This window comes from Pilimelia terevasa, assembly GCF_014647915.1.
In the GTDB taxonomy this organism is placed as follows: domain Bacteria; phylum Actinomycetota; class Actinomycetes; order Mycobacteriales; family Micromonosporaceae; genus Pilimelia; species Pilimelia terevasa.
The window spans coordinates 1-25,672 of sequence record NZ_BMQC01000027.1 but is presented as its reverse complement, the minus strand read 5'-3'; the positions used below and the strand labels follow the sequence as shown (position 1 = coordinate 25,672).

Below are 25,672 nucleotides of genomic sequence, written 5' to 3'. Positions count from 1 at the left end.
CGGCCGCGGGCGACCCGCACGACGTCGTCACGGAACTCTCGGGGGTAGGGCTTGGGCACGGTGGCATCCTTCCAGCCCGCCTCAACGGCAAGCCAGCTCAGGTGTCACCAGTTGGTGCAGCAGACCCTCGCCTTCGTCCGGTATCCGCAGTTCTGCCCGCGCTTGCAGCCCGGTACGTCGGCGTCTTCATGCCGGTCGCCACCGTCGGTGTCCGAGCCCGTAGCTACGTACTCGGCTTGGCGCACCGCAACGTCACCCTCGCCGCCGCCGCGCTGCGACGCATCCGGCCTGACCTAGGCACGGGAGTGGTCGGCTCCGCGGAGCTGGCACCTGGCGAGACCGTCGACGTCGGCACGCTTAGACTGGCTCGGGCAGGTGGCCGGAGCCACCGATGACCTGCGCCGGGGCACCGCACCGACAGGCTTATCGCGGCGAGCTGTCGCACATCGAGACACCCACAGCGACAACGCCACCCTCGTCGCTGAAGCACTGGGCGGCGGCCCGGACTCGCACGCCACCCAGCTAGCAGAGGCAAACGCCGCCCTGGGGTGGTCGAGGCCGGAGGTGCCAGCGGGAGCCAACTCGAGGCGCTCGACTGCGTCCGTGACGGGCGCCGGTCGGGCCGCGCCAGGCAACTCCTGCAGACCCTCACCGACACCCGATAAGGAGCCTGGAATGCCTGCTGACCTGATCGACGCGGCTGCCGCCGTCGCGCTGCGAGCAGAGACAGGTCCGGGGCTGGCTTCCCTAGCGAGACCTGGGACGACGTGAACACCCGACCGTGGAAGTAACCAGCGAGGCCCGTGGCGGCCAGGGTCAGCGCGACCTTCTCCAGTCGTCCGTTCGATGCCACGGTAAGGGGTCGGAAACCTCGAACGCACTCCGCGTCGGTGATCGCGACACCCAGCCGCCGCATCCGCTCCCCAGCACCCCGAGCACGATCGGCTCGCTGTCGACCAGCACACCGTCGCAGTCGAAGGTCACCAGACCAGAACCGGGCTGGATGCTTACGCAGTCCCTCCAAGGTCAGGCCAACGAGCCCGCTGCACTGGTTGCGTCGAGTGAGGACGGCCTGATGCTCGCCTGCATCCTTGCGGTATCGCCTGGACAGGAGCCGTGTCCGCGAGACGGAAGGGTGACACGACGACCCTCGGCGGCGGACCCTCCCCCGCACTATCGCATCTGTCGGTAGCCTGAGAGCATGGCTCGTACACGGGCTCGAACAGCAAGTCGAAGCAGAGGGTGACAGTGACGGCAGTCGAGCAGATTTTCTTGGAGTGCGAGCGAGGGCGAGCTGACGGTGACTTGATTAAGCGGGTCTCGGCCAGCGATAAAGAGTACCACTTCCAAAACTGGGTACAGGCCCGCATTGAAGCCTGCAAGCTGAACTACGACGAGCCGGGACGGAACACATACCCCGACTTCCGACTGGTCGACCACCCGGAGGGCTATGAGGTCAAGGGTCTGGAGTTCCCAGGCCGAGAGGCCGATTACGACTCAAACTCGCAGGTGCCGACGGGTAAGCACAACGGCCGCGAGGTCTTCTACGTATTCGGCCGCTACCCTAAGTCTGTACGCGATGTCGATGAGTACCCGGTTGTTGACCTGGTGGTGTGCCACGGCAGCTTCCTCAACGCCGACCACGAGTACGTCCACAAGAACAAGTCTTTCCGCGGCTTTGGCTCCTACGGCGACATCCTCGTCCGCGACCGCAAGATGTACGTCGTGCCGACCCCCTTCGCGCTAGCCTCGGGCACCTCTGGGCTCGCCACGCTCGTCCTCCCGGCCAGCTACAAGATCCAGTCCGACCAGCTCGTCCACGTTGGCGATCTCGACCGTGTTGAGGTAGACGAGGTACTTGTGTCCTACGAGTTCAACATGCAGACGAACGAGATGGTCACGCACAAGGAGCCGAATCCTAACGCTGGCTTGGTCCACCGGTTCCGCGCCTACCGGTCGCGCGGCGCTGGTGACTCCAAGAACGTCACGCTGAACGGATCGCGCCGGTGACCTCCGTTGTGCCAGCGCGGACCAGTTTGGAGTCGACGTTTCCGGCCGCGATGCTCAGCGCCGTCGGTACCAAGGAGTCGTGGCGAAAGGAGGTCCACCGCCCGGCCACCAGCACGCACAAGTGGTGGGCCAAGCGCCTGGGTACCGTCTTCCGCGGCATTCTCACCTCAGCTATCACACCGGAAGGTGATGACGCCGCGTCCGCGTACGGCTCGGCCGCCGAGCTGGCGGGTGCGGTGGTGCTCGACCCGTTCTCGGGGTCTGGCGTGACGGGTGTCGAAGTGCTGAAGCTCGGTGGCCGAGCCGTCTGCTTCGACATTAACCCTGTGGCGACCCTGGTCCAGCGCCAGGCAATGCAGTCCTGGGACATGCAGAGGCTGACTACCGCGTATGCCGCGGTCGAGGCGTCTTGTCGCGGAGAGATCGATCGCCTCCACCGAACCGAGGACGGCCGGACGGCTCTGTACTACTTCTGGGTCGCGACCGTCGGGTGCCCCGACTGTTCGGACCGTGTGCGCCTGTTCGACTCACCGGTCTTTTCAAAGAACGCCTACCCTAAGCGCGTCCCAAAGGCCCAGATTGTCTGTCCGGAGTGCTTGGCAGTCCAGGAGAGTCGCTACGACTTCGAGACCGCCACTTGCCCGAATGGACATGTGATCACCCAACGCGGAGCCGTCCGTGGCCAAGTGGCGACTTGCCGGCATGGCCATAGTTTTAAGGCCCTGTCGGCGCTCAATGGCAGCCCGCCCGCGTACGAGATGTACGCGAAGATGATCGCGAACAGGGACGGGTCAAAGGTCTACGAGGCCATCACTGACTGGGATCGCGATCTCTACAATGAGTGCGTAGGGCTGCTAGCGGGCCTGCCTGATACGGCTGTCCTCCCGCGAGGCGAACTCGCGCACGGCAACAACACCGACCAAGCGCTGAAGTGGAACTTCCGCCGGTGGCGCGACTTCTTCAACGCCCGCCAGTTGGTCTCGCTTTCGATGATCGCGACAGCGATCCGTGACCTGCCGGGCTCTGGCGCCGAACGCGAGGCTCTTTGCGCACTCTTCTCGGGCACCCTTGAGTTCAACAACCTGTTCACGTCTTTTAAGGGCGAGGGCACCGGCGCCGTTCGCCACATGTTCGGTCACCACATCCTCAAGCCGGAGCGCACGCCGCTTGAGGCCCACCCCTGGGGGACGCCCCAATCGTCGGGTGCGTTCTCGACGCTCTACAAGAGCCGTCTGCAGCGCGCCCACCTGTACAAGGCGGAGCCGGCCGACCTCGTTGACGTCGGCACCGACATTAACCGCGTCACTGGACTCTCCAGGCCGTTGGCGGCGACCATCGTTGACTCCTGGGAGTCGTTTTCGGCGACCACTGGTCAGGCCGCCTACGTCGCCACCAGAAACTCGGCGATTACGGACCTCCCGGCGGCATCTGTCGATCTGATCGTCACCGATCCACCGTACATGGACAATGTCCACTACGCCGAGCTTGCAGACTTTTTCCACGCCTGGCTCCAGGTGATGCAGCCGTACGAGGGATACGCCCAAACTTTCACGACTCGCCGGCTGGGCGAGGTCCAGAATGCGGACTCGGCCGAGTTCGGCAAGGCGATTGAGGCCGTCTGGGCGGAGTGTGCCCGGGTCCTGAAACCTGACGGATTGCTGGCCTTCACCTTCCATCAGGCCCGAATCAGCGGATGGGTCCAGGTAGTCGAATCGCTACGGCGCGCCAGCTTCGTGGTGACCGCCGTCCAGCCGGTCAAGGGCGAGATGATGACGAGCATCGTCAAGGCCGGCGCGCGGGAGCCGTCGAACTTGGACAGCGTGGTGGTCTGCCGTCGGGTCGTCGACGGCGCGACCAACCCGAACCGCTCGATCGAGGAATCGCTAGCCACCGCGCAGAAGTCGCTGGCCGTCCTGCGGGACGACGGCATTGACGTTGGCGCGGGCGACGTCCGTTCGGTCGTGCGCGGAACCTTGCTGGCGTATCTCGCATCCGTGGGCACATCCTTGGACGACGCTGTTACTGCTCAGGTTGACGACCTGGCGACGGAGACCATCACCGCGCTGCTCGCCCCGGCCTGACTCTCCGTGGGTCATCGAGTTCCGCTGTCGGAGCCACAGCAGACGATATTTCGTTGCCAGGCGGGTGCCGGTCCCTGCACGAGAGTCGTCCAGAGCAACGGCCAGCCGCACGATCGGGGCTACGATCTCCGGTCATCCACCGACAGCGGAACATGTGTCCGTCGTCAGCCGATCTCGCCGCGCTGTGCGGCGAAGTGGACCATGCGGCCGTAGGAGATCGCCCAGCTACGCCTGCCAGGCCGACGACCGCCGCACCGGGGGCGAGGCGCAGCGCCCTGCTCGCCAGTGCGACGGACGCCGCGGTCACCTGGACCGACCCTGGTCCGGCAGAAACGAGGTCAGCACGGGAATTACCCCGCACGAGGTCTGCCCCGATAACCCACTGGGGCCGGTCAGGCTCGTGCGCCGCTACATCAGCCTGCCGGTCACCACCTAGGCGGCCTGGCGCGGGCCAGGTTCGCGGTGCTCGGTGTCGGGCACCATCGGGCCGCCGCCGAGCTGTTCCAAAATGTCGGAGCTGTCGGGGGCGATGGCGGGCTGCTCGATGTAGTGCTTCTTGGTGACCGCCTTGCTTCCGTGGCCGAGCTGGGCTGCGGCGCGGTCGGTGTCGGCTTCCTTGTCGATGAGGGTGGCGACGGTCTTGCGGAAGGTGTGGGGGGTGACCCACTCCAGGCCCGTGTCGGCGCGGGCTCGGCGCCACTGTCGCCGGACGTTGTGCGGGGACAGCCAGGTGTCGCGCCGGGACGGGAAGATCGCATCGATGGGGTTGTCGGCGGCGGCGAGCTTGCGGGCCATGAGCATCCCGACCGCGAATCGGGGCAGGACGGTCCTTCGATAACCCGCGTCGCTCTTGGTCCACTCTTGCCTGAAGAAGCCCTTGCCCTTGACGAAGACGATCGTGCCGCTGACGGTCACGGTCGGGCGGTCGGTGGCGAGGTCTACATCCGCCCACCGCAGTGCCAAGACCTCACCGATGCGAACGCCTGTGGCGAGCATGAGGTCAACGATGTCGGCCAGGTCGCCGGTGGGTCGAGGCCCCGATTTGCCCGGTGTGGGCTGCTGCCACTTGCGGATCGCCGCGCGGACGGCTTCCAACTGCTTGGCGTCGAGTGCGGCTACCTTGCGGCGCGGGGCGCGTAGCCGGCTGGTGTCGCGGACTGGGTTGGTCGTCAATGCTCCTCGGCGTACGGCCAGGGCGAACATCTGCCCAAGGACCACCTTGGCAACCTTGGCGGAGGCGGGATGCTCCTTGGCGATCGTCAGGAGGAACTTGTCAAGGCGGCCGACGCTGGCTTCTCTGATCCGCAGGTCGCCGAGGGCAGGTACGACGGCGGTACGCAAGACGCTGTCGTACCTGTCGATGGATTGCTTTGCGACTTCTTCCGCTTCGGTGATCTTTTCCATCCAAAGCCTGGCGAGCGTTCTGACGTGGGTCTCCCTGGTGATCTCGTCATCGTTGGGGGCAGTACGGTCACGGATCTTGACTTTGAGCGCCCGGACCGCGGCCGGGCCGGTGGTGTCGGTGGCCTCGATGTCGCGGGTCTTGCCGTCGTAGTCGCGGTAGCGGGCGCGGGCGCAGTACCGGTTGGGTCCGAGGTTCTCGGTGCGGATCTTCCCGGCGGTTCCGATAGCGAGTGGTGGTCTGGCCATGGGTCATCGCTCCGGGTCGGTGTGGGAGTCGAGCCAGGCGTCGACTTCGCTGCGGCGGTAGCGCAGGGTGTTGCCGACTCGGATAGCGCGTGGTCCTTTGCCTCGGCTGTGCCAGGCGTAGAGGGTGTTTTTCGGCTTGCCTAGCCACGCCGCGACGTCATCGATGGTCAGTAGGGGGTCGGGCCGCCATCCGGCGGTGGGACCGCTCACGGTCGGCCCACCATTCCGGTTCGGCCGTCCCGTTGGGGCGGCGCGTCCGGGCGTCGGGGCATGGCGTTGTGGGCGGTGGTAGACCGTTCGGTTTGGCGGGTGGCCGACGAATACGGTGGGCATGGATCAGTTGTCCTTTCGGAATCCTGGCCCGGATGGGGCCGGATGTCGGCGGCACCGTGTGGGGAATGTGTGGCCCCGGAATCCGCCGACGGTTCAAATTGATCCATGTCTGCCGCGTCGAGGACATCAAGACTGCGACCGAGCAGTGCTCCAGCGACAGCGGTTCCCGAAATCGAGTCCCTTCCCTGCTGATGGGGTGCGCTATGCGCGGCCGGGACCGTGGTCGTGCGTGCTACTCGCGGTCGGGCGAAAATGACCATGTCCTCGCCGGAGACCAGCCATTGCGGGTTGCCTTCGGCGCGGGCTGCGCGAATGTTGCGGAGTTGGAAAAACGAACCACGCGGGATTATGCGGTCGTCGCGGATTCCGGCCAGCATGGGGTAGCAGCGGTCGAGTAGTTCCAAACCGGCGGCTTTCCCGGCGGTAATGACCATTGCGGGGATATCGATCAGTTCTCCGTGGCGCCGGTACGGGCGGGCGGTCACCGCGACTACTCCGTCGGGATGCAGTACCGCGGCGCAGCCGGTGAGGATTTCGGTGAACCCTTCGACCAGGCCGTTGTGGGGTTGGTAGGCGAGGTTGCCGGTGTCCTGCCCGTACCGGTGGTGGATCTTGCGAACGGGTCCGCGGCGGGGGCCGGGGGTGCGGACGTGTCCGTGGGTGGACGCCCCGTACGGCGGTGAGGTGATGACCAGCCGCACCCGCCCCGAGTAGGCGGCGGGTAGGAGGTCGGACAGCCGTCGGGAGTCCCCGGCCCACACCTGTCCGGCACCCGGCGCACCTTGGCCGGTGGCGTGGGCGATGTTGGCGGCGGCGTGGTCGGCCCACCGCTGTTCGTACTCCACCCCGATGCCGTGGCGGCCGGCGTGCATGGCCTCGACCACGCTGGTGCCGATCCCAGCCATGGGGTCTAGGACAAGGTCGCCGGGGTCGGTGTAGGTGTGGAGGAGGTAGCGGGCGATGGCGGGCAGCATCTTGCCCGGATGCGCCATCGAGTCACCGGTGTACCGGCCTCGGCGCTGGTCGCGGGAGGACGCCTGTCCGGTCAGCCACACCGACCGCGCGACCACCGTCGTCTCGTCGTGCTCACGCATCGGCGGTCACCGCCTTAGCGACCACGAACAGGTCCGAGTGCACCCGCGAATGCCGCCTGCCCACCAGCGGCGGGCGCGGCCCGCCGTGCCGGTGTTCGGCTCGCGGCTCGGTCGCGGCAAGCGGGGTGTGGACGGCGATGAGGTGCTGCTGATAGCTCAGCCCAACCGACGCGGCGGCGGCGAGTACGTCGCTGGCGTGGTCGGCGTACCGGCCGTCCGGCCCGTCGGCGGGCACGCACGCGACCAGGTGACCGCCGGGTACGAGCCTGGTCTGGCAGACCGACATCCACGACACGAGCGTCGCCAGAGTCCGGGCGTCGCGGTCGGGACGCGGGACGACCGCGAGCATGAGCCGCACCCCGTCCCGGTCACAGTCGGTGAAGTCGGTGACCAGGCGGCGGTCGAGCTGGGCCACCGCCTTGCGGGTGTTGGTGCTGTCGTCGAGGACGGCTACCCGGTCGCCGGGCGAGGTGTAGTTGGCGACCAGGACGGCGGCGGTGTCGGCCGCCAGTCCGTACGGGTCGCCGCTGGCCGGGGATGCGGGTACGTGCCGGCTGCTGCCGGCGGGACGTGGGAGTAGGACGTTGACCGGCACCGGGACCGCGGGGTCGACCGGCTGCTGGTTGGGGTGCTTCGGCATGGGCGCGTGGGCCGCGTCCCGCCGACGACGCTGACACTTATAGATGACAATTTCGGCCCCGATTTTGGAACGCGCCTTGAACACCGGCGGGGTTGAACAGGTCCTCCGCAGCGCCTTGAACAAGATCGGCTATAGGTTGAACATACAGGTCAGAGGGTTGAACACCCTCCACGGGCCGGAGTCGTTCCCCCGCCTGCAAATTCACTCGGCGCCGAGCGGGACAGCCGCTCCATGAACAAGATCAACACTGGGCCGGTTCCTGGTTTAACAGCCTCCGCGACAGGGTTGAACAGGCTGGTTCGAGCGGGCCGCAACGCCGGGCCGAGGTTGAACACGTCCGCCCTGCGGGCGAGGCGCTCCGCCGTCAAGAGCCGATCGGCGCGCGGGCATCGGCGCGGACATCTGCGCCGTCGGTGTCGGCGCGGCAGCGTGGTTGAACACGCTGGCCAGGCCGCTCGATGGCCCCCCGTGGACACGCTCCGGACGAGTGCCCTGGCCACCGGACGGCGGTGGGTGTTCAAGGGTTGAACACCGACGGTGACCGCTGCGGGTGTTCAAGTTGTGTTCAACGTCGGTGGCTTCATGGGTGTCATCCCGCCGCACCGCCCCGTCAGAGGGTGCTCGCGGCACCCCTTTCGACACCTCTTGGAGTACGACCATGCGTGCATCTGTTGCTTGCCTGGGGACGGTCGCGGCTATCGCCGACTTCGGCGCCGCCCGTCCCGCCAGCGCCGGTCTGCTGGACCAGATCCGTGCCCGGTTCGAGCTGCTGTCCGCCGGCCCTGACCCGCTGACCGTTGACGGCGCGGCCCTCGGTCACGGCCTGCCGCCGCGTCGGATCGGGCTGCCGGAGTTGACCGCGATCCTGCTGCACCCCGCCACCTCGTTCGCCGCCCGCGATGCGGTGTGGCGGAACCTGATCGACCGCGCCCGTACCGGCGGGCCGGGGTGGGTCGTCGGCGCCGTCGGCGTCGCCCTGCCTGGTCTGCGAACCATCACCGGCCGGCTGGCGCGGGCCTTCGACGGCGATGTCGCGGCGACCGTGGTGGCCGAGTTCGTTGCCGTGCTGCGGACTCTTGACCCCGGTCCGATTCAGGTGGTCGCCGGGCTGCTGAACGCGACCCACGCAGCGGCGCGAGCGAGCCTGCGGGCGGCCACGCCGGCGCACTGTGGGGAGGGCAACTTCGCCCCGGTCTCGACGGTGCCGCCGGCGCCGTTCGGGCACCCGGACTTCGTTCTGGCCCGCGCGGTACACACCGGGGTGATCACCGGAGGCGAGGCCGAGTTGATCGGCGTGACGCGGCTGGAGGACGTCCCGGTGGCCGCCTACGCGGCCCGGCTGGGGGTGTCAGCCTCGCTGATCTACAAGCGGCGCACCGCCGCTGAGGGTCGGCTTGTGGCGGCGCTGCGCGGCGGCGAGCTGGCCGACGACATCGCCGATGTGGTGGCCGACGCGACCGGGACCCTGGCCGTCGAACGGCCGTGACCGGCTCGGGAAAACGGCCAGTGTGACCGCGGACACTCGCGGATCTTTCCAAAATCGGGCCTCAAATTGTCATCTATAAGTGAGGCGAAAAACCGCCCCGCCCGCTGACCGCCACTGCCGGACCCTTGCTGACGCGCTGACACCCCGAAGCAACACCACCCGTCGTATCTCACTTGGTGAGGAGGACGGGCCGCGCCGGCACCGGTCAGCACACCAACCCACCGTTTCGCGCTATCGGTAGCACGTCGCCCGCCCTCGCGAAGTCACCCCCCTTTTGCTTTCGCTTCCGGCCACCCGTGTGCCCAACGCGCGACCTGACACCCTTCTGGAGTTATGCAATGAAGATTCGCCGTCCACGTTTCCGGGTTCGCTATGTCGGCCGGCACCGCCGCACCTGCAATCCGTCCACCCGGACACGGAAGCTGATCATCGCGATTTCCGTGATTGCCGCCTCGCCGCGTTCGCGGCGATGCTTGCGGCACCGGCCCTCGCCGCCACGCACAGCCCGAATGCATTTATGGCCGATCCTCCTGTACTCGCTGCGCCGGGTTCGATCGAGCAGGTCGTGGACAACATTCGGGTCTGGCTGATCGGCATCCTCGCCGCCGTCGCGACGTTCTTCCTCACCGTCGGCGGGCTGCGCTACATCGCCGCCAACGGTGATCCGGGTGAGACGGAGAAGGCGAAGTCGGCGTTGAAGTCCGCCGCCATCGGATACGCCCTGGCCCTGCTGGCGCCGCTGTTCGTCACCATCGTCGGTCAGTGGGTGAGGTGACCATGCTCGTTAACGCTTTCGCCCGCGCCCCGGCCCGCCGCACGACAATGCGGTTGGGGGTCATCGCCGCGCTGGCCGGCCTGTTCATCGCGATTCCAGCGACGCTGGCCGAGGCGTCGGCCCCGCGCCGAACGGTGCTCGCCGCGCCGGCCGTGGCCGCGCCTCGGGCAGCCCTTCCCACACCAGCACCAGCGTCGCCGCCCGCACCGGCAGGTCCGGCGGTGCCGGGCACCGCGCCAACTCCGGCGAGCCCGGCGGGCGAGGTTGATCCGAGCTGGTGGGATGTTCCCGGCCAGGTCCGCAAGGCGATGATCGGTTTCCTGACCGATCTGGCGGCCAAGGGGATGCAGCCGGTTCTGGACGCTTGGGCCTCGACTCTGCTGGCCACCCCGGCACTGATTACATACCCGGCCGTGACCGGAGTGTGGACGACCACTGCGGTTATCGCTAACGCGCTGCTGATCCTCTTCGTCATCGCCGCCGGCCTGACGTTGATGGGCCGGAACACCTGGCAGGCCCAGTACGGCGCCAAGGAACTACTCGGCCGGATCGCGTTCGGTGCGGTCGCGGTGAACACCAGCCTGCTGCTGGTCGGCAAGCTGATCGAGGTCACCAACGCCATCACCGCCGGCATCCTCGGTCAAGGCGTCGACCCGCGTGCGGCGGCCACGGCGATCACCGAAATGCTCGGCGCCGCGCTGACCGGCAGCACCACCTTGATCTCGTTGCTCGTGCTGGCGGTGTTGGTGATGGCGATCGTGGTGCTGTTCACCTTCGTGGTCCGGCTGGCCGGGCTGATCGTGTTGATCGGGTCGGCGCCGCTGGCGCTGCTGTGCCACTGCTCTCCCCACACCGAGCCAATTGCGTTCACCTGGTGGCGGGCGCTGGCCTGCTGCATGGGCATCCAGGTCGGCCAGGCCGTGATCATGCTCGTCGCGCTGCGGGTGTTCCTCACCCCGATCGGGCCGAACGTGATGGGCGTGCCGATCACCAGTGGCGGGGTGTTGGGGTTGGTCGTGTGCTTGGTGATGCTCTGGCTGATGATCAAGCTGCCCGGCTGGTGCAAGTACGCCGTCCTCGGACCGCTCGGGCAGTCGCGCGGGCGGGGGCTGCTCGGCCAGGTCGTGTCCACCATTTTGATGGTCAAGACCCTCGGCGCGGCGACCGGCTTGCTAGCCGTAGGGGGCCGCAGCGCCGGCCGGACGGTCGCGAAGAAGGCCACCACCACGGCGGCCCGGCCGGCACCGACCGGGTCCGCGGCACGCCGCACCGCCACACCCCGCCCGCCGGGGACGGGCGCACGACGCCGGCCGCGTGGCGTCGCTGGTCCTGCCGCGTTCTCAGCCGCGCCGCCGGTGCAGGTGCCGCTGCCCGGCCCGGCTGGAGCCGCGGGGGCGCCGTTCAGCAACCCCCCGGCGCCCGCATCGCCAGCTTCGCCTACGCCGCGGCGAGGTAGCACCGCAGGCCGGTTCTCCCACCAACCGGCGCCGGCAGCATCGCCCGCGCCCACCGGACGGCCGGGGCCGGTGTCGTTCAGTCACCCGCCGGCCACGCCCGCACCGAGCCCGCGGCGAGCGGCCCCAACGTCCGGGCCGCAGTTCTCCGCCGCCCCGACCGCTCAACCTGCCGCCAAGCGCCCCCCGGCCCCGGTCGCGCCGGTCTTCTCCCACCAGTCGGCTCCCGCCGCTAAGCCTGCCGGCCGCGCCGCGCCGGCACGGCCGGCCGCGATTCGCCGTACTCCGGTGCCCAGAAAGGAGGGCTAGTCATGCGGGTCTCGGACAACGAGCCGCCGATCAGCGTGCGCCTACCAGCGGACGTGAACCGCCCGGACCGGGTGGTGGGCGGTATGACATGGCGGCAGCTCGTCATCGCCGCCGTGACCGGGCTGCTCATCTACGGCGCCTGGTCCGCCCTGGCCACGGTCGTGCCGCCGCTGGTCTTCGCCGTGTGCGCGCTGCCGGTAGCCGCCGCCGGATTCCTGCTCGCGGTCGCCCGCCGCGATGGGCAGGACCTGGACCGGTGGCTCGCCGTCGCGCTGCGGTTCCGCCGGCAGCCGCACCGGCTCGTCCCCGCCGACGGCGGGGAGGTGGTGGCAGCCCCGGCGTGGGTGGCCACCACCGCCGGGCGGCCGGAGGTGCCCGCGCCGCTGCGGCTGCCGGCCAAGGCCATCCGTACCGACGGGTTGGTCGACCTCGGCGCGGACGGCACCGCCGGCCTGATCACCGCGACGCCGGTGCCGTTCGGGCTGCGCTCCACGGCCGAGCAGAACGCGCTCATCGGCCGCTACGGCGCCTGGCTCAACTCCCTCGACGGTCCAACCCAGATCCTCGTGCGGTCCCACCGCATCGACCTCGCCGCGCTGGCCGATCGGGTCGCCGAGGGCGCACCCGCCCTACCGCACCCGGCCTTGGAGGCCGCCGCGGTCTCGCACGCCGAGTTCCTCGACGCGCTGACCATCGACCGGCAGCTCCTCGCCCGGCACATCACCGTCACCGTCCGGGACAAGCGCGGCCCGACCGTCACCGCCCGCCGCACCGCGGCGGCGGCGCGGGGCCTGACCGGCTGCGAAGTCCGCGCCACCATCACCGACCCGGCCGCCGTCCTGGCCGCCTGTCTCACCCCCGAGAACGGAGCCCCGTGATGAAGCTACGCCGAACCCCGACCAACACCACGCTGGCCGAGACAGCGCCGGTGGCCGGGCTGCCCGACGGGGTGGCCGTGCACGCCCGCCACGTGCAGATCGGCGCCGAACTAGCCGCCACCCTCACGGTGACCAGCTACCCAGCCGAAGTCGGCGCGGGCTGGCTGCAGCCCCTACTGGATTTCCCTGGCCGGCTCGATGTCGCCGTGCACATCGACCCGATCCCCGCCCCGGTGGCCGCCGGACAGCTCCGCAAGCAACGCGCCCGCCTCGAATCCACCCGCCGGGCCAACGCCGGCAAAGGCAAGCTGGACGACCCGGAGCTGGACGCCGCCGCGACCGACGCCGCCGACCTCGCCGGCCGGCTCGCCCGCGGCCACTCCCGGATGTCCAACGTCGGCGTCTACCTGACCGTCCACGCCGACACCGAAGACGAACTCACCGAACAGGTCGCCGCGGTCAAGTCGGTGGCGGCGTCGATGCTGATCGACCTCGCCCCGGTCACCTGGCGCCAACTCCAGGGCTGGACCAGCAGCCTGCCGCTGGCGCACGACTCGGTCCGCATCACCCGGACCTTCGACACCGACGCCTTGGCGGCGATGTTCCCGTTCGCCTCCGCCGACCTGCCCATCGCCGATAGCGCGGGCGCGGTGCTGTACGGGACGAACCTCGGCAGCGCCGGGGTCGTCACCTGGGACCGTTGGGCTCAGGACAACCACAACGCGGTCATCCTCGCCCGCTCCGGTGCCGGCAAGAGTTATCTGGCGAAGCTGGACCTGTTGCGCAACCTTTATCAGGGCGTTGAAGCGTTCGTCATTGACCCCGAAGACGAGTACCTGCCGCTGGCCGAAGCGGTCGGCGCCACCATCATCCGACCGGGCGCACCCGGGGTGCGGATCAACCCCTTCGACCTCCACCCCGGCGACGGCGACGACGCGCTCATCCGCCGTGCGATGTTCATCCACACCCTGCTCGGGGTCCTGCTGGCCGGCGACGACCCGACCGCCGCCCGCACGGCGCTGTCCTCGGTCGAAGCCGCCGCCCTGGACGCCGCGGTCCTCGCCGCCTACCGGGGCAAGGGGATCACCACCGACCCACGGACCTGGCGGCGCCCACCACCGACCATGGCCGACCTACACCGCGCCCTGGCCGAGGCCGGCGGGACCGCGCAGGCGCTGGCCGTGAGGCTGCACCCGTACGTCGCAGGCTCCTTCGCCAGCTTGTTCGACGGACCCACCACCACGGTCGCGGCCGGACATCTGGTCGTGTACGCGATCCGGGCGCTGGCCGACGAGGTGAAACCGGCCGGCATCCTGCTCGCCCTCGACGCGATCTGGCGCACCATCACCGCACCCCAACCCGCCGGCAGTTCGGTGCGGCGCCTGGTGCTGGTCGACGAGGCGTGGCTGCTGCTGTCCTCCGGCACCGCCGCCCGGCACCTGTTCCGGCTGGCGAAGTCCGCCCGCAAGTACCACGCGGGCCTGACCGTCGTGACGCAGGACGCCGCCGACGTTCTCGGTACCGATGTCGGCCGTGCGGTGGTCGCCAACTCGGCGACGCAGATCCTGCTCAAGCAGGCACCCCAGGCCATCGACGCTGTCGCGGACGCGTTCGCGCTCACCGATGGCGAGCGGGCCTTCCTGCTGACCGCCGGACGTGGGGAGGCGCTGCTGGCGACCCCTGGCGGCGCTCGGGTGGCGTTCGCCGCACACGCCTCGCCAGTCGAGCACGAGCTGTGCGTAAGTCGGCCGCCGGTCGCCTGAACCCGCCACCGTTGCCTGTGCTTGGCCGAACTGGAGTACCTGATGCTGAACCCTCATCCGATTCTTCCGACGCCGAGTCCGAACCCGGCACCGGCGCCGTGTGTTCTGGGCCAGGGAGGTGTACCCGACTCGTGGATCGGGCGGCTGGGCTGCGGCCAAGGCTCGCCGCGTCCCATTGGCCTGTGGGAGCACCTGAGCGCAGCGTGGCCGGTGCTGGCCGCCGTGGTCGTGGCCGGTGCGCTCGGGTGGCTGGCTTACCTATTCGCCCGTCGTTGGCTGTGGGATCGGCGGGGTGCGGGTGCGTCGTGGTTGGAGATCACCCCGCCGGTGTCGGCCACGCCCGCGGCGACGGTGGCGTTGTGGCGGCTGCTCGCCACGCTGCTCGCGGCCCCGACGCGGTTGGGTCTGGTGCCCGCGAGGTTGGTGTGGGAGGTCCACGCCGATCCGGCTGGTTTGCGGGTCGGGGTGTGGGTGCCGGCAGGGATCAACCCGACCGCGGTGGCGCGGGTGCTGGACCGGGCCTGGCCCGGCGTACGGACCACCCACACAGCCCCACCCCCCACCGGCCGGGCGGCGGTGGCGGTCGCGGGCCGGCAGAGCGCGGTGCGGGCGGACTGGATGCCGATCACCAACCTGCCCGCCCCATCGCGGACGGGGCGGTGGGAGGTGGCCCGGTCGGAGGACGATCCGCTGCGCGCCGTCTACGGGGGCCTCGCCGCAGCCGGGCGCACCGGAGGCGGTCTCCTGCAGATTATCGCCGGCCGCGCCCCCGCCCGCCGACTCGCCGCGATCCGCGCAGCGATCAGTGATCCGCGGCGCGCCCACCACCCGAGCACCCCAGCCGCCCGGAGTGCCCGGCTCGTGGTCGATGTGCTGAGCGGATTGCTCCGTACCGTGCTGGACCTGATAACCCCCGGCCCGTCCCGATCGCCCAGCCCGGCACACCACACTCACGCCAGCGCCGACCCCTACGCCGCGGAGATCGTGCGGCAAGCCCGCGCCAAGCTCGCTGACGGCCCGCATTTGGTGCTGTGCCTACGGGCGGTGGCGTGGGGGCCGACCCGGGAAGCGGCCAGGGCCGCCGCCTCTGACATCACCGCCGGGTTCGCGGTCGCCGCCCACCAACTCACCTGGCGGCGCCTGCGCCGCCCCGGCGCAGCCGCTGTCCGCCGCTGGGTGCCACCAGCTCGGATGCTGCTGGGCACCAGCGCAGAGACCGCCGCCGTGGCCGGGCTTCCCGCTGAGCCGGCCGCTCATGGCCTACCCGCGGCGGCGTCGCGGCGCCGGCCCGGAGTACGCGAAATGTTCCAACCCCCACCTCAGCGGGGCGCCGCGCGCGCCGGGATGCGAGTGACCGCTCCGGCCCACCCGCAGCAGGCGGGGAGCGGGCCGCGGTTCAACCCCACCATCACCACCACCCCGAGGAGGCCCTGATGTCCGCCAAGAACCCCAGTCCCGAGAAGGCCCGGCAGTGGCCGGCGAAGCTGAACCTGCGCGACCCCGCCGGCCGCGTCGGGCGCGGCGGCCTGGGCGTCGGTCACGGCAACTCCGGCCGTGACACCGACATCGGTATCGCCGCCGCCGACCTGCGCCACCACGTACACGTGCTCGGCCCTACCGGCACGGGCAAGTCGACGCTGCTGCTGAACATGATGCTCGATGACGCCACCAACGGCCGAGGGCTGGCCGTCCTGGACCCCAAGGGCGATCTGATCCGCGACCTACTCGACCGGCTACCGGCGGACTGTGCAGACCGTTTGGTGATCATCGACCCGGACGACATGGGAGCGCCCCCGGCGCTGAACCTGCTCGCCCCCGGCGTCGGCGGCGGCACCCCCTATGACGTGGCCGCGCACATCACGTCGGTGATGGCGCGGGTGTGGTCGCGGTGGTGGGGCCACCGCACCGCCGACGTCGCCCACCACGCCGTACTCACCTTGGCTCACCTGCCGGGCACCACCCTGGCCGACCTGCCTCGTCTGCTGTCGGACGCCAAATGGCGGGCCGGCAGGGTCAATGCCGTCATCGACTCCCTGGCCGTGATTGAGGCCGGCACCCTGGCCGAGTTCTGGGAAGGATTCGACGCCTACCCGCCCGGCCAACGCGGCACCCTCATCGGATCACTGCTGTCCCGGCTGCGGCTGGTCATGGCGCACCCCTTGGCCGCATCCCTGTTCGGGGTGCCGGTCTCGACGTTCCGGCTGGCGGACATCCTCGACGGCGGCATCCTGCTGTGCCGGCTACCCAAGGGAGTTATCGGTGAGGACGGCACCCGGCTGATCGGTTCGCTGCTGCTGGCCGGACTGTGGCAGGCCACCACCGCCCGCGCCCGCCAGCCCGAGTCATCGCGGCTGGACGCCCGGATCGTGGTGGACGAGTGCCACAACTTTCTGCACCTGCCGATCGGCGTCGATGACGCCCTGGCCGAAGCCCGCGGCCTACGGACCAGTTTCGTGCTGGCGCATCAGTACCTCGGGCAGCTCTCCGGGGAGATGGCCGAGGCGATCGACGCCAACGCACGAAACAAAATCTACTTTGCGCTGGCGCCGAAAGACGCCACCGATCAGGTCCGGCATGTGCGCCCGTTCCTCGATGACGGGGACTTGACCCGCCTGGGCGGCTTCGAGATCGCGCTTCGCCCGGTTGCTGGCGGTGTGGCCCTGCCGGTGGCCACCGGCCAGACCTACCCCGCCCCGCCGGTCATACGGGGTCGCGCCGACCAGCTACGCGAGGCCGCCGCTGCCCTGACCGGTCTGGCTGCCGAAGAGCGGCGTGCGGCGCGGCTGCAGGCTGCTGCTCCGGCCGATCGGTCTGCTGCGGTGGCTTCGCCGACCGTGCCGACTGATGTGGTCGGACGGGACACATTCCGCAATTCGTACCTTGTGGACAACGTGAGTTACCCCGAGGGTTACCCCGAGTTCGACCACGGCGACCAGGACTCGTTCCAACACTCGCCCTTGAACACGCCATACCCGCAGCTCAGCGGCGGTGAGGAGGACCGGTGATCGGAGACCGACTGATAGTACCTATCAACAACACCAGCTCTACCGGATCACTCGCGGTCCTCGTCACAGCCGAGCTTGCCCGGCTTACCAGCCGGGACAAGCTCATCTGCGAGCTGCTCGCCGTCCACCACACCCTGACCACCGATCAACTGGCCGAGGTCGTGTTCGGGTCACTGGGCCGAGCCCGCAACCGGCTCGCCGAGCTTCACCGGCGCGGCATCCTCGACCGGTTCCGCCACTACCACCGGCCCGGCACGCAATCGTGGCGGTGGACACTGGGGCCGGTCGGCGCCGCGATCCGGGCCGCCGCGGGCGGCGAGGCGTTCCCCCGCCCGGCCACGGTCCGCGCCGCAACGGCCCGGCTCGCCGCGTCCCCGCACCTGGACCACCTGATCGGTACGAACGGGTTCTTCACCGCACTCCACGCCCACGCCCGCGCGCACCCCGGTACGCGGGTGGTGCGGTGGTGGTCGGAGGCCACATGCCGCACGGCGACCGGCGGGGCGGTGCGCCCGGACGCGCTCGGGGTGTGGGCCGACGGGCGGCGGCGGGTGCCGTTCTGGTTGGAGTACGACACCGGAACCGAAACCGTGGCGCGGGTTGCCGCCAAGCTATCCGGCTACGCGCAGCTTGCCGGTAGCCCGTGGGCCGCGCTGAGCGTGCTGGTCTTCACCAGCGGTGGCGCCCGCCGTGAGACCGCGCTACACGCCGCGCTCGCCCGCGCCGCGTCCGGGACCACCCTGAACGTGGCCACGGCCACGGCCGACGCGGGCGGACCGGCCGGGCCTGTGTGGCGGCGCATCGGCCACGGCGACCGGGTGGCCCTGGCCGACCTTCCCGCCGCCCCGGTGCCCGCCGATGACGGACCGGACGCGCCGCCGTGAGCCGGGTAGTCGCGTGGTCGTGCGGCGGCGCGCTGGCCGTGCTGTTGCTGTTCGTCGGCGCCGCCGCCGGTGTCCTGTCCGCCGGGGGCGGCGGTACCGGTGGCGGGTGCCTGCCCGGCCCGGCCCCGTCCGGCCCGGCGGCGCCGGGGTTGTCGGCGGAGCAGGCCGGTAACGCGGAGGTGATCGTCGGGGTGGGCCGCCGGTTGGGGGTGCCGCCGCGCGGGTGGGTGGTTGCCGTCGCCACCGCACTCCAAGAATCCGACTTGATCAACCTCGGTCATCGGGGCGTGGCCAACGATAACGACAGCCTCGGACTGTTCCAGCAACGGCCGAGCATGGGATGGGGCACCCCTGCACAGCTCACCAATCCCGCGTACGCGGCGGAGGCGTTTTACCGGCGCCTCCTGACTGTTGACCGCTGGCAAGAGTTGCCGGTGACCGTGGCGGCGCAGCGCGTGCAACGGTCGGCGTTCCCGGACGCCTACGCCCGGCATGAAGCACGGGCTACGGCCATCGTGGGCGGCAACGGCGCGCCGGTGGCGGACTGCGTGCCGGGTGCGGTGGGCGCCCACGGGTGGGTACGGCCGGCCCCGGGACCGTTGGTGTCCGGCTACCGGACCGCCGCCCGGCCCGGACATGACGGGGTGGACCTTGGCGCCCCGCGCGGCGCTGTCGTGCGCGCCGCCGGGGCGGGGGTGGTCGCGACCGTGTTGTGCAACGTCGGCGGGGTGACCCACGCACCGAACGGGCGCCCGTCGGCGTGTGACCGGGACGGGTCTCCGTCGGCGTCCGGGTGTGGTTGGTACGTGGACGTCCGTCACGGTGGCAACGTGACCACCCGCTATTGCCACCTGGGGCGCGCCCCGGGGGTGCGGGTCGGTCAGCCGGTCGCGGCCGGGACGCCGTTGGGTGTGGTCGGTTCGAGTGGGAATTCGTCGGGACCACATTTGCATTTCGAGGTTCACCGGGGATTTCCTGCCACGTCGGGGAATGCGGTGGAACCCGAGGTGTTCCTGGCGCGGGTCGGGGTGCGGCTGTGACGCGGGTGGGGTGAATCGGATGGATCCGAATTTGCCCTATCCGCCGCCGCCCGATGTGACAGCCGCCACAAGGCAAATTCTCGGTCACCACCACCGGCATATCACGCGGCCTGCCCGCCGCCGTCATTCCTCCGCACCGGTCACGAGAACACGCGTCGCGCTGTCTAGCTGGGGAAACGTGGAGTAGCGGACGCGCGCAGGGCACGGTCAGGCGGTAGTCGAATATGGGCGGTCAAAGAGTCTTGCGGTGGCGGGTTGACAAACCAGCGCGGGTCGAGCGTCCATGGACGTGCGCCACCACGGCGCACCACCGGAAACGGAACACCCGCAATCCGGAAACCCATTCCTGCCCTATGTGGAGGCTATTCGCCATGCCTAGGAACACCCCCACCACCGCGACCGTAAACGCCATTTCCGAGGCCCTGGCAACCACCGGAGACGGGATGACCGCCCGCAAAGTAGCCAACACCACCGGGCTACCCCTGGCCGACATCAACACCGCGTTGTCGGCCATGGCCGACGCCGGGACCGCCACCGCCACCCCGGACGACGACAACCCCACCCGCCGCACCGCCGACCGGTGGACAGTGACCACCGACACCCCGACCGACCCCAACCCCACCGACACCACCCCGCCGGCCACCGACGACGACGTGAGCGCCGCCCCGACCGACGGCGCCCCGAGCGGTGCGGACGGCATCTCGGCCGACGAGGCGCCCGCCCCGGTGGCGGTGCCGTTCCCACAGCCTGGCAACGCCGATCACATGAAGATCGCCATGGTCGCCGGTCTCCTGCCCGACACCGCCGACGGCGCCGGGGTAGGCGCGGGCGTGGTGGCGGCGGAGTCGGGTCTGCGCGCCGCGATCGTGGGCAAGGTGCTGGCCGCGATGGAGACCGTGGGCGCGGCTGTGCGCACGGCCGGCCCGGACGGCGAGGTGTGGTCGCGCGGTGCCGGGGACCTTGCGGCGGTGTCGCTGGCCAACGTCCCGACGAACCTAATCGAGTGCCCGCAGTGCGCGCACCGGTTCGTGCCCCCGGCCCGAAACCGGCGCACCGGCGGCGGCGCGCCCGGCGTCAACGGCGACGGGGGTCGGGTGCTCGGAAAGAACGAGCTACGTGACATGGTCCGCGAATTCCTCGACCAGCACGCCGGCCACGAATTCGGCGCCAACACCATTGCGACCGAGTTGGGTCGGTCGTCGGGTGCGGTCGGTAACGCGCTAGCGAAGCTGGTCACGTCCGGACACGCGATCCTCACCAACGATGCGCCCATGCGCTACACCACCGCGAAGACCCCTCAGAACGGCGATAACTGAAGTTCCCAACCCGCCCGTAGGGCAGGCCGCCGCCGACAGTCGGCGCGCTGGCCTGCCCTACGCCCATTTTCCGCAACCATGCTCGAAAAATTGGAGACACCATGACCCTCCACCCCCGATCGAATGCGCTCAAACTGGTGTGCCCGGAATGCGGCGAGCCCGCCCGCGACCGGCCCCCGACCGACCTCATGCCCGACATCGGCGCGCGTCCCGCCGAGTCTCACACCGACGCGTCGCCACTGTGCCCCGTGACCGGACCGCACGGGTCCGCCCCCGCCACCGCAGTACCCGCCGCGAGCGCCGACACCGCAGGCGGCACCCGATGACCGGCCCGCACCCGCACGCCCACCCCGGTACCCGGCCCGGCGGCGGGGCGGAACCGGTCACGCTGCCCGCCACCCTGGCCGCACGCCCCACCGACGCCCGCCGCGGGTTGCCGGTACCGCCGGTCAACGAACACCCCGACCCGCACGGCGGACCACCGTGCGTGGACTTCACCACCATCGACACCGCCACCGCCATACACCTCGCCACCGAACGGCGGTGCTCGCTGTGCGGCGAGCCCATCGGCTACTGGGTCGGGTTCCTAGGCACTGCCCGCACCGCCGAGCTAGGCCAGTTCGCCGACCCGCCCGGACATCCCGAGTGTCAACGCGCGGCGGTGCGGCTGTGTCCGCACATCATGCTCCGACACCACCGGCGTGCCCGCGACGATCGGCCGGGCGCGGGCATGATCCCGCCCGGTTCCCACGGCGACAAACCGCAGGCGTGGGTACTCGGCATCACCCGCGATTACCGAACGATGTTCCTACCCGAACACGGATACGCGGTCTATCTCCCGGCACCGTTCCGCGCTACCGAAACGTACACCTACGGTCCCGACGGACGCCTGAACACCACACCGGTGATACGGCGCCGGTAGCACCGGATTCCGCGCGCAGATTGGCGCGAAAAACCTTGAAGGCACCGTCGAGACCGCCTTGATGAACCAACCTACGTCAGCACAATTAGGGGTGTCCGACCAGAACGGACGGACGGACACCCCTATCCCCGGAAGGAAACGAACGCTATGGCACACGAATTGGAGACCCTGGCCAACGGGCAGACCGCCTTCGCCTCGGCGCGGCAGACTGCCTGGCACCGCCTCGGCACCGTCACCGAGGACACGATGGACGCCGCGACGATCATGGCTAAGGCGTTCCTCGGTGGGTGGCGGGTCCGCAAGATCCCGCTTCAGGGTGTGGAGACCACCTCCGACGGCGTGAACATCATCGAGTGCGCCGACCGGTGGATGACCGTGCGGACCAACGTGGTGACCGGCGCCACCGAGTACCTCGGCGTGGTGGGCGACGACTACACCGAGGTTCAGAACGAGCAGGTAGCCGAGGTGCTGAACCTGCTATCCGACCAGGCCGGCAGCGGCGCGCACTTCGAGACCGCAGGCTCCATGCAGCGGGGCAAGAAGGTGTTCGTCACCATGAAACTGCCCCAGGGCATGAAGGTCGCCGGAGTCGATGACCTCGACCTCTACCTGGCCGCGACCACCGCACACGACGGCACGGCGGCGCTGCGGGTGGACGCGACGCCGGTGCGGATCGTGTGCGCCAACACCCAACGTGCCGCGTTCGCCCACACCCAGGGCTACTACACGTTCCGGCACACCTCCAACGTCCGCGAACAGATCAGCCAGGCCCGCGAAGCAATGGGACTGATGTGGCGGCACCTCGACGCCTTCCAAACCGCCGCCGAACGGATGATCAACGAAACGCTGACGTTGGGAGAGTTCGAGAAGGTCGTCGGGCAGGTGTGGCCGCTGGCCGACAACGCCTCAGACGTCACCAAGAACAACCACCGCAAGCGGTCCGCCTCCCTGCGGTACCTGCTACGCGACGCCGACACGCAGAAGGCGATCAAAGGCACCCGGTGGGCCGGCTACCAGGCCATCACCGAGTACGTGGACCACTTCGCCCCCGCCAAGGACGCCGAACGCCGCGCCGCCCGCGCCATCTCCACCGCCGGCACCGACGTTAAGGCGCGCGCCTTCGAGCTGCTGTCGGTCTGACACCGCGCCACGGGCGGGGCCGACCCGCACCTTCGGCCCCGCCCGGCCCGGCACCCCTCAACCCACCTTCTGAAACGGAGCACCCTCATGCCCGCCCCGCCCGGAAACCAGTCACCCCACACCGAGGCAGCCCCCGTATACGACACGGCCCGCGCCGCAGGGGCCACCTTGACCCTCAGCCCGGCTTTGCCGGCGCAGCGCAGCAAGCCCGCGATCGGCGAGGATTGGGCTACCTACTGCGGCACCTGCAACCGCGCCCTGCACATCCGACTCAGCCCCGCCGGGCGCATCGGCTACGCGCACTCCTACTCGGCGACCGTCGCTGGCCTGGCCGACCACCCTCCACACCCGGTGCCGCTCTCGGAACTGCCGGCGCCGGTGATGGAGTGCGACATCTGCTCCAGCGAACCCGTCGCGTGGATCTACGTCTGCGAAGACCAGACCACCGACAACCGCACCCTAACCGCCCGGCATGTGGGGGCCGGCGACTACCAGGCCCGGCACCACGCCGCCCGCACCCGCCGAGTCCAGACCGAGCTAGTACGCACCGACAACTGGGGCCAACGGTGGGCCGCCTGCCCTCCGAGCGCCGAGGCCATCGAAGCCGACAACCTACTCGGCCTGATCGCCCGCGGCACCGCCGGAATGCCTCCCAAGGTCGTTCGAGGCAAGCGCCTCATCACCGTGCGGGCGCAGCTCCACCAGCTCTACAGCACCCTGCTCGACACCCGCCACCCCGGCCGCGAACCGGTCACCGGAGCCCCGACCACCACCAGCACACCGCCGCCCGGCCGGTAGCCCGCTCCGGCAATTCAACCTCTAGCCCGGGTCGGCCGTCCTGCTTTGGACGGCTGACGGCCGACCCGGTGCTCCACAGCAAAGGAGCCACCACAGTGTCCATCACCGAACACCTCGCCACCAACCTTCTCGCGCTGACGCTCGGCGTCCTTGCCGTGCTGCCTGCGTGGTGGGTCGCCAACCGGCAGCGCGCCTACTGGCAGACGAAGGCTCTCACTGACGAGCTGACCGGCCTGGGCAACCGCCGTCAGGTCCTCGCCGTCATGCGTCGCCTCCTGGACCGCGCCGTACCGGTGACGGTCATGCTGATCGACCTCGACGGGTTCAAGTGCGTCAACGACGCCTACGGCCACGGCGCAGGAGACGACCTCCTACGCGCCGTCGCCGTCCGCCTCCAACTCGTCGACCACCCTGACCTGCACACCGTCGCCCGCCTCGGCGGTGACGAGTACGTCCTCGTCGCCACCAGCAACGACCCCGACACGGCCCGAGGACTAGCGGAAGCCGCCCACACCGCACTCGCCCACCCGGCGGTGTCGTTGGGATGGAACCGGTGGGCCACCGTTCGCGCCTCCATCGGCGTAGCGATCGGCGCGCCCGGGGCGCGACCAAGGTTGCTGCTACACCAGGCCGACCGCGCCATGTACGAAGCCAAACGCGCCGGAGGCGGCGTACGCATGTACACCGGCAGCGACCCCGCCACCATGCAGGCACGCCCACCGGTCCGGCAGCGAGACCGCCGCCACCAGCCCGACGCCACACACGCGGCGAGCGACCAGCTCTAACCCCCACCACCACCTGTACGACGGAAGAGGTCGCGTCGGCCGGACCCGCGGGTCCGGCCGACGCGACCTTCACGCCCGACCGGCACGGGCAGGAGAATCACGACCATGACCGAGCGCACCCGACACGGCCGCACCCAAGTCGACCGCCACGGCATCGCCACCATCGCCGGTGTCGCCGCAGCAACGGTCGACTACTGGCACCTCAACCGGCACCGCCTCGGCTTCCCCGACCACGCCGACACCGACGAGCACGGCCGGCACTGGTTTTGGCACGACCAAATCCAGGCATTCCACGCCGCCTACACCGCCGCCAAGGCATCCGGCTACACCACCGTCGACTACACCGGCGACCCCGACGAAGTAGTCGGCTCCGGCGAAGCCGCCCGCATCCTCGGCTACCGCAGCTACCGCAGCCTCACCCGACGGATGCTCGACAACCCCACCCGCATCCAGACCCTGCCCAGCGGGAACCTGCGCCGCTACTGGCTCCGGCACACCGTGTGGGACTACGCCGACACCCGCGTCGACCACCACTCCACCGGACGGCCACCCGGCACCACCAACCCCGACCGCAAACCCCACCGGTACGCCGACGACCCTCGCCTCGACGCGGCTATCCGCCTGCTCGAACAGAGCACAACCGCCGCCGATCAGCTTTCGGCCCGCCTCGTCGCACAGGTCGGCTGTGGAAAACGCACCGCCCGGCGGATCTTGGCCGTGGCGCGCGAACTGACCGACGGGCGGGCCTAAAACCGTTGATCAAATCGGCAGTCATTCGTACCTGGCCGCACTCGGCTCCGCAAGGCGGTGCCAGCCAAGCCCTGTGGGAGGTGTGGCGCCCCTCACCGAATTCGGAGCCGTTGGTGTGAAACGCGTCCCATTATCGGGAGTTTGTCAGCGTCGGACACTTGACAACGCATGCGATGTGGACCTGCCTGTGCCGGCCGGCACGGATCGCAAGGACCCCTCGGTCACCACCTGCGGTCGGACTGTCGCGCTGCGGTGCAGGTCAGGCCGGTAATACCTCGCTGATCCGATGTGTCTGAAACCTCGGTTATTAGCGAATTCAAGCGTTTTCCCGTGTCATTTCCTATCTCCGTAAAGGCGAGCGTGCTGACCGGCTTCTTGCGCGCTCTCTGTTTCGCGGCAGTAATCACACTTGATCGACCAGGCTATTTTGAGGTGGGGTCTGCTGCACCAACTGGTGACAGTTCTAGTCAGGCGGCCTGACTGGCCGGTGGAGTCATGATGGTCTCGTACTCGATAGGGGTCAACCGGGCCAGCGACCGTTGTCGTCGGCGCCGGTGGT

Annotated in this window: 21 protein-coding genes; 17 read left to right on the top strand and 4 right to left on the bottom strand. The window is 69.7% G+C overall.

Features of this window, described 5'->3' with window-relative positions:
- Positions 1 to 1,248 precede the first annotated feature (1,248 nt).
- A complete protein-coding gene (locus tag IEY75_RS20255; RefSeq protein ID WP_189115986.1) occupies positions 1,249 to 2,010 on the top strand; it encodes a hypothetical protein in 762 nt (253 codons plus the stop codon).
- A complete protein-coding gene (locus IEY75_RS20250; RefSeq protein ID WP_189115985.1) occupies positions 2,007 to 4,091 on the top strand; it encodes a DNA methyltransferase in 2,085 nt (694 codons plus the stop codon). Before IEY75_RS20255 ends, IEY75_RS20250 begins: the two co-directional genes overlap by 4 nt.
- Positions 4,092 to 4,523: 432 nt before the next feature.
- Here the strand turns inward: IEY75_RS20250 and IEY75_RS20245 are convergent, their stop codons facing one another.
- From IEY75_RS20245 to IEY75_RS20230, 4 genes are read right to left on the bottom strand one after another with little or no spacing between them, the layout of a single operon-like run.
- The gene (locus IEY75_RS20245) at positions 4,524 to 5,741 is read right to left on the bottom strand and encodes a tyrosine-type recombinase/integrase (protein WP_189115984.1); all 1,218 of its coding nucleotides are present in this window, start codon (positions 5,739 to 5,741) and stop codon (positions 4,524 to 4,526) included.
- 3 nt (positions 5,742 to 5,744) lie between these two features.
- Positions 5,745 to 5,951 carry a helix-turn-helix transcriptional regulator gene (locus IEY75_RS20240; RefSeq protein ID WP_189115983.1) on the bottom strand — a complete coding sequence of 69 codons (207 nt, stop codon included), beginning with the start codon at positions 5,949 to 5,951 and terminating at the stop codon, positions 5,745 to 5,747.
- Positions 5,948 to 7,168, bottom strand: a complete 1,221-nt coding sequence (locus IEY75_RS20235; protein ID WP_189115982.1) for a TRM11 family SAM-dependent methyltransferase — start codon at positions 7,166 to 7,168, stop codon at positions 5,948 to 5,950. The genes IEY75_RS20240 and IEY75_RS20235 overlap by 4 nt, the downstream gene beginning before the upstream one ends.
- A complete protein-coding gene (locus tag IEY75_RS20230) occupies positions 7,161 to 7,808 on the bottom strand; it encodes a hypothetical protein (protein WP_189115981.1) in 648 nt (215 codons plus the stop codon). Before IEY75_RS20230 ends, IEY75_RS20235 begins: the two co-directional genes overlap by 8 nt.
- Before the next feature lie 658 nt (positions 7,809 to 8,466).
- On the opposite strand from IEY75_RS20230, the gene IEY75_RS20225 reads away from it, so the two are divergent.
- The 15 genes from IEY75_RS20225 to IEY75_RS20155 all read left to right on the top strand — a co-directional run bounded on the left by IEY75_RS20225 (position 8,467) and on the right by IEY75_RS20155 (position 25,113).
- Positions 8,467 to 9,294 carry a hypothetical protein gene (locus IEY75_RS20225; protein ID WP_229789961.1) on the top strand — a complete coding sequence of 276 codons (828 nt, stop codon included), beginning with the start codon at positions 8,467 to 8,469 and terminating at the stop codon, positions 9,292 to 9,294.
- Positions 9,295 to 9,763: 469 nt separating this feature from the next.
- Entirely contained in the window at positions 9,764 to 10,069 is a 306-nt protein-coding gene (locus tag IEY75_RS20220) for a pilin (RefSeq protein ID WP_229789962.1), read from the top strand.
- A gap of 2 nt (positions 10,070 to 10,071) precedes the next feature.
- Positions 10,072 to 11,832, top strand: a complete 1,761-nt coding sequence (locus IEY75_RS21355) for a TrbL/VirB6 family protein (RefSeq protein WP_189115980.1) — start codon at positions 10,072 to 10,074, stop codon at positions 11,830 to 11,832.
- Between the two features lie 2 nt (positions 11,833 to 11,834).
- Positions 11,835 to 12,710 carry a PrgI family protein gene (locus tag IEY75_RS20210; RefSeq protein WP_189115979.1) on the top strand — a complete coding sequence of 292 codons (876 nt, stop codon included), beginning with the start codon at positions 11,835 to 11,837 and terminating at the stop codon, positions 12,708 to 12,710.
- Positions 12,710 to 14,473, top strand: a complete 1,764-nt coding sequence (locus IEY75_RS20205; RefSeq protein ID WP_189115978.1) for a VirB4 family type IV secretion system protein — start codon at positions 12,710 to 12,712, stop codon at positions 14,471 to 14,473. Before IEY75_RS20210 ends, IEY75_RS20205 begins: the two co-directional genes overlap by 1 nt.
- Positions 14,474 to 14,782: 309 nt before the next feature.
- Complete coding sequence (locus IEY75_RS20200) at positions 14,783 to 15,907, top strand: hypothetical protein (RefSeq protein WP_189115977.1); 1,125 nt, start codon at positions 14,783 to 14,785, stop codon at positions 15,905 to 15,907.
- Positions 15,907 to 17,478: a type IV secretory system conjugative DNA transfer family protein gene (locus tag IEY75_RS20195; protein ID WP_189115976.1), complete on the top strand. Its 1,572-nt coding sequence runs from the start codon at positions 15,907 to 15,909 to the stop codon at positions 17,476 to 17,478. The genes IEY75_RS20200 and IEY75_RS20195 overlap by 1 nt, the downstream gene beginning before the upstream one ends.
- 23 nt (positions 17,479 to 17,501) lie before the next feature.
- A complete protein-coding gene (locus IEY75_RS20190; RefSeq protein WP_189115988.1) occupies positions 17,502 to 18,362 on the top strand; it encodes a replication-relaxation family protein in 861 nt (286 codons plus the stop codon).
- Positions 18,359 to 19,402, top strand: a complete 1,044-nt coding sequence (locus tag IEY75_RS20185; RefSeq protein ID WP_189115975.1) for a M23 family metallopeptidase — start codon at positions 18,359 to 18,361, stop codon at positions 19,400 to 19,402. The genes IEY75_RS20190 and IEY75_RS20185 overlap by 4 nt, the downstream gene beginning before the upstream one ends.
- A gap of 443 nt (positions 19,403 to 19,845) precedes the next feature.
- On the top strand, positions 19,846 to 20,718 hold the full coding sequence (locus IEY75_RS20180; RefSeq protein WP_189115974.1) for a MarR family transcriptional regulator: 873 nt from the start codon (positions 19,846 to 19,848) through the stop codon (positions 20,716 to 20,718).
- Between the two features lie 322 nt (positions 20,719 to 21,040).
- Positions 21,041 to 21,640 (top strand): hypothetical protein, encoded by a 600-nt coding sequence (locus IEY75_RS21150; RefSeq protein ID WP_229789960.1) that lies wholly within the window; start codon positions 21,041 to 21,043, stop codon positions 21,638 to 21,640.
- Positions 21,641 to 21,787: 147 nt separating this feature from the next.
- On the top strand, positions 21,788 to 22,780 hold the full coding sequence (locus tag IEY75_RS20170) for a DUF932 domain-containing protein (RefSeq protein WP_189115973.1): 993 nt from the start codon (positions 21,788 to 21,790) through the stop codon (positions 22,778 to 22,780).
- A 168-nt stretch (positions 22,781 to 22,948) separates the two neighbouring features.
- A complete protein-coding gene (locus tag IEY75_RS20165; RefSeq protein ID WP_189115972.1) occupies positions 22,949 to 23,578 on the top strand; it encodes a hypothetical protein in 630 nt (209 codons plus the stop codon).
- A 95-nt stretch (positions 23,579 to 23,673) separates the two neighbouring features.
- On the top strand, positions 23,674 to 24,363 hold the full coding sequence (locus IEY75_RS20160) for a GGDEF domain-containing protein (protein ID WP_189115971.1): 690 nt from the start codon (positions 23,674 to 23,676) through the stop codon (positions 24,361 to 24,363).
- 105 nt (positions 24,364 to 24,468) lie between these two features.
- Positions 24,469 to 25,113 (top strand): hypothetical protein, encoded by a 645-nt coding sequence (locus tag IEY75_RS20155; RefSeq protein ID WP_189115970.1) that lies wholly within the window; start codon positions 24,469 to 24,471, stop codon positions 25,111 to 25,113.
- Positions 25,114 to 25,672: the final 559 nt, after the last annotated feature.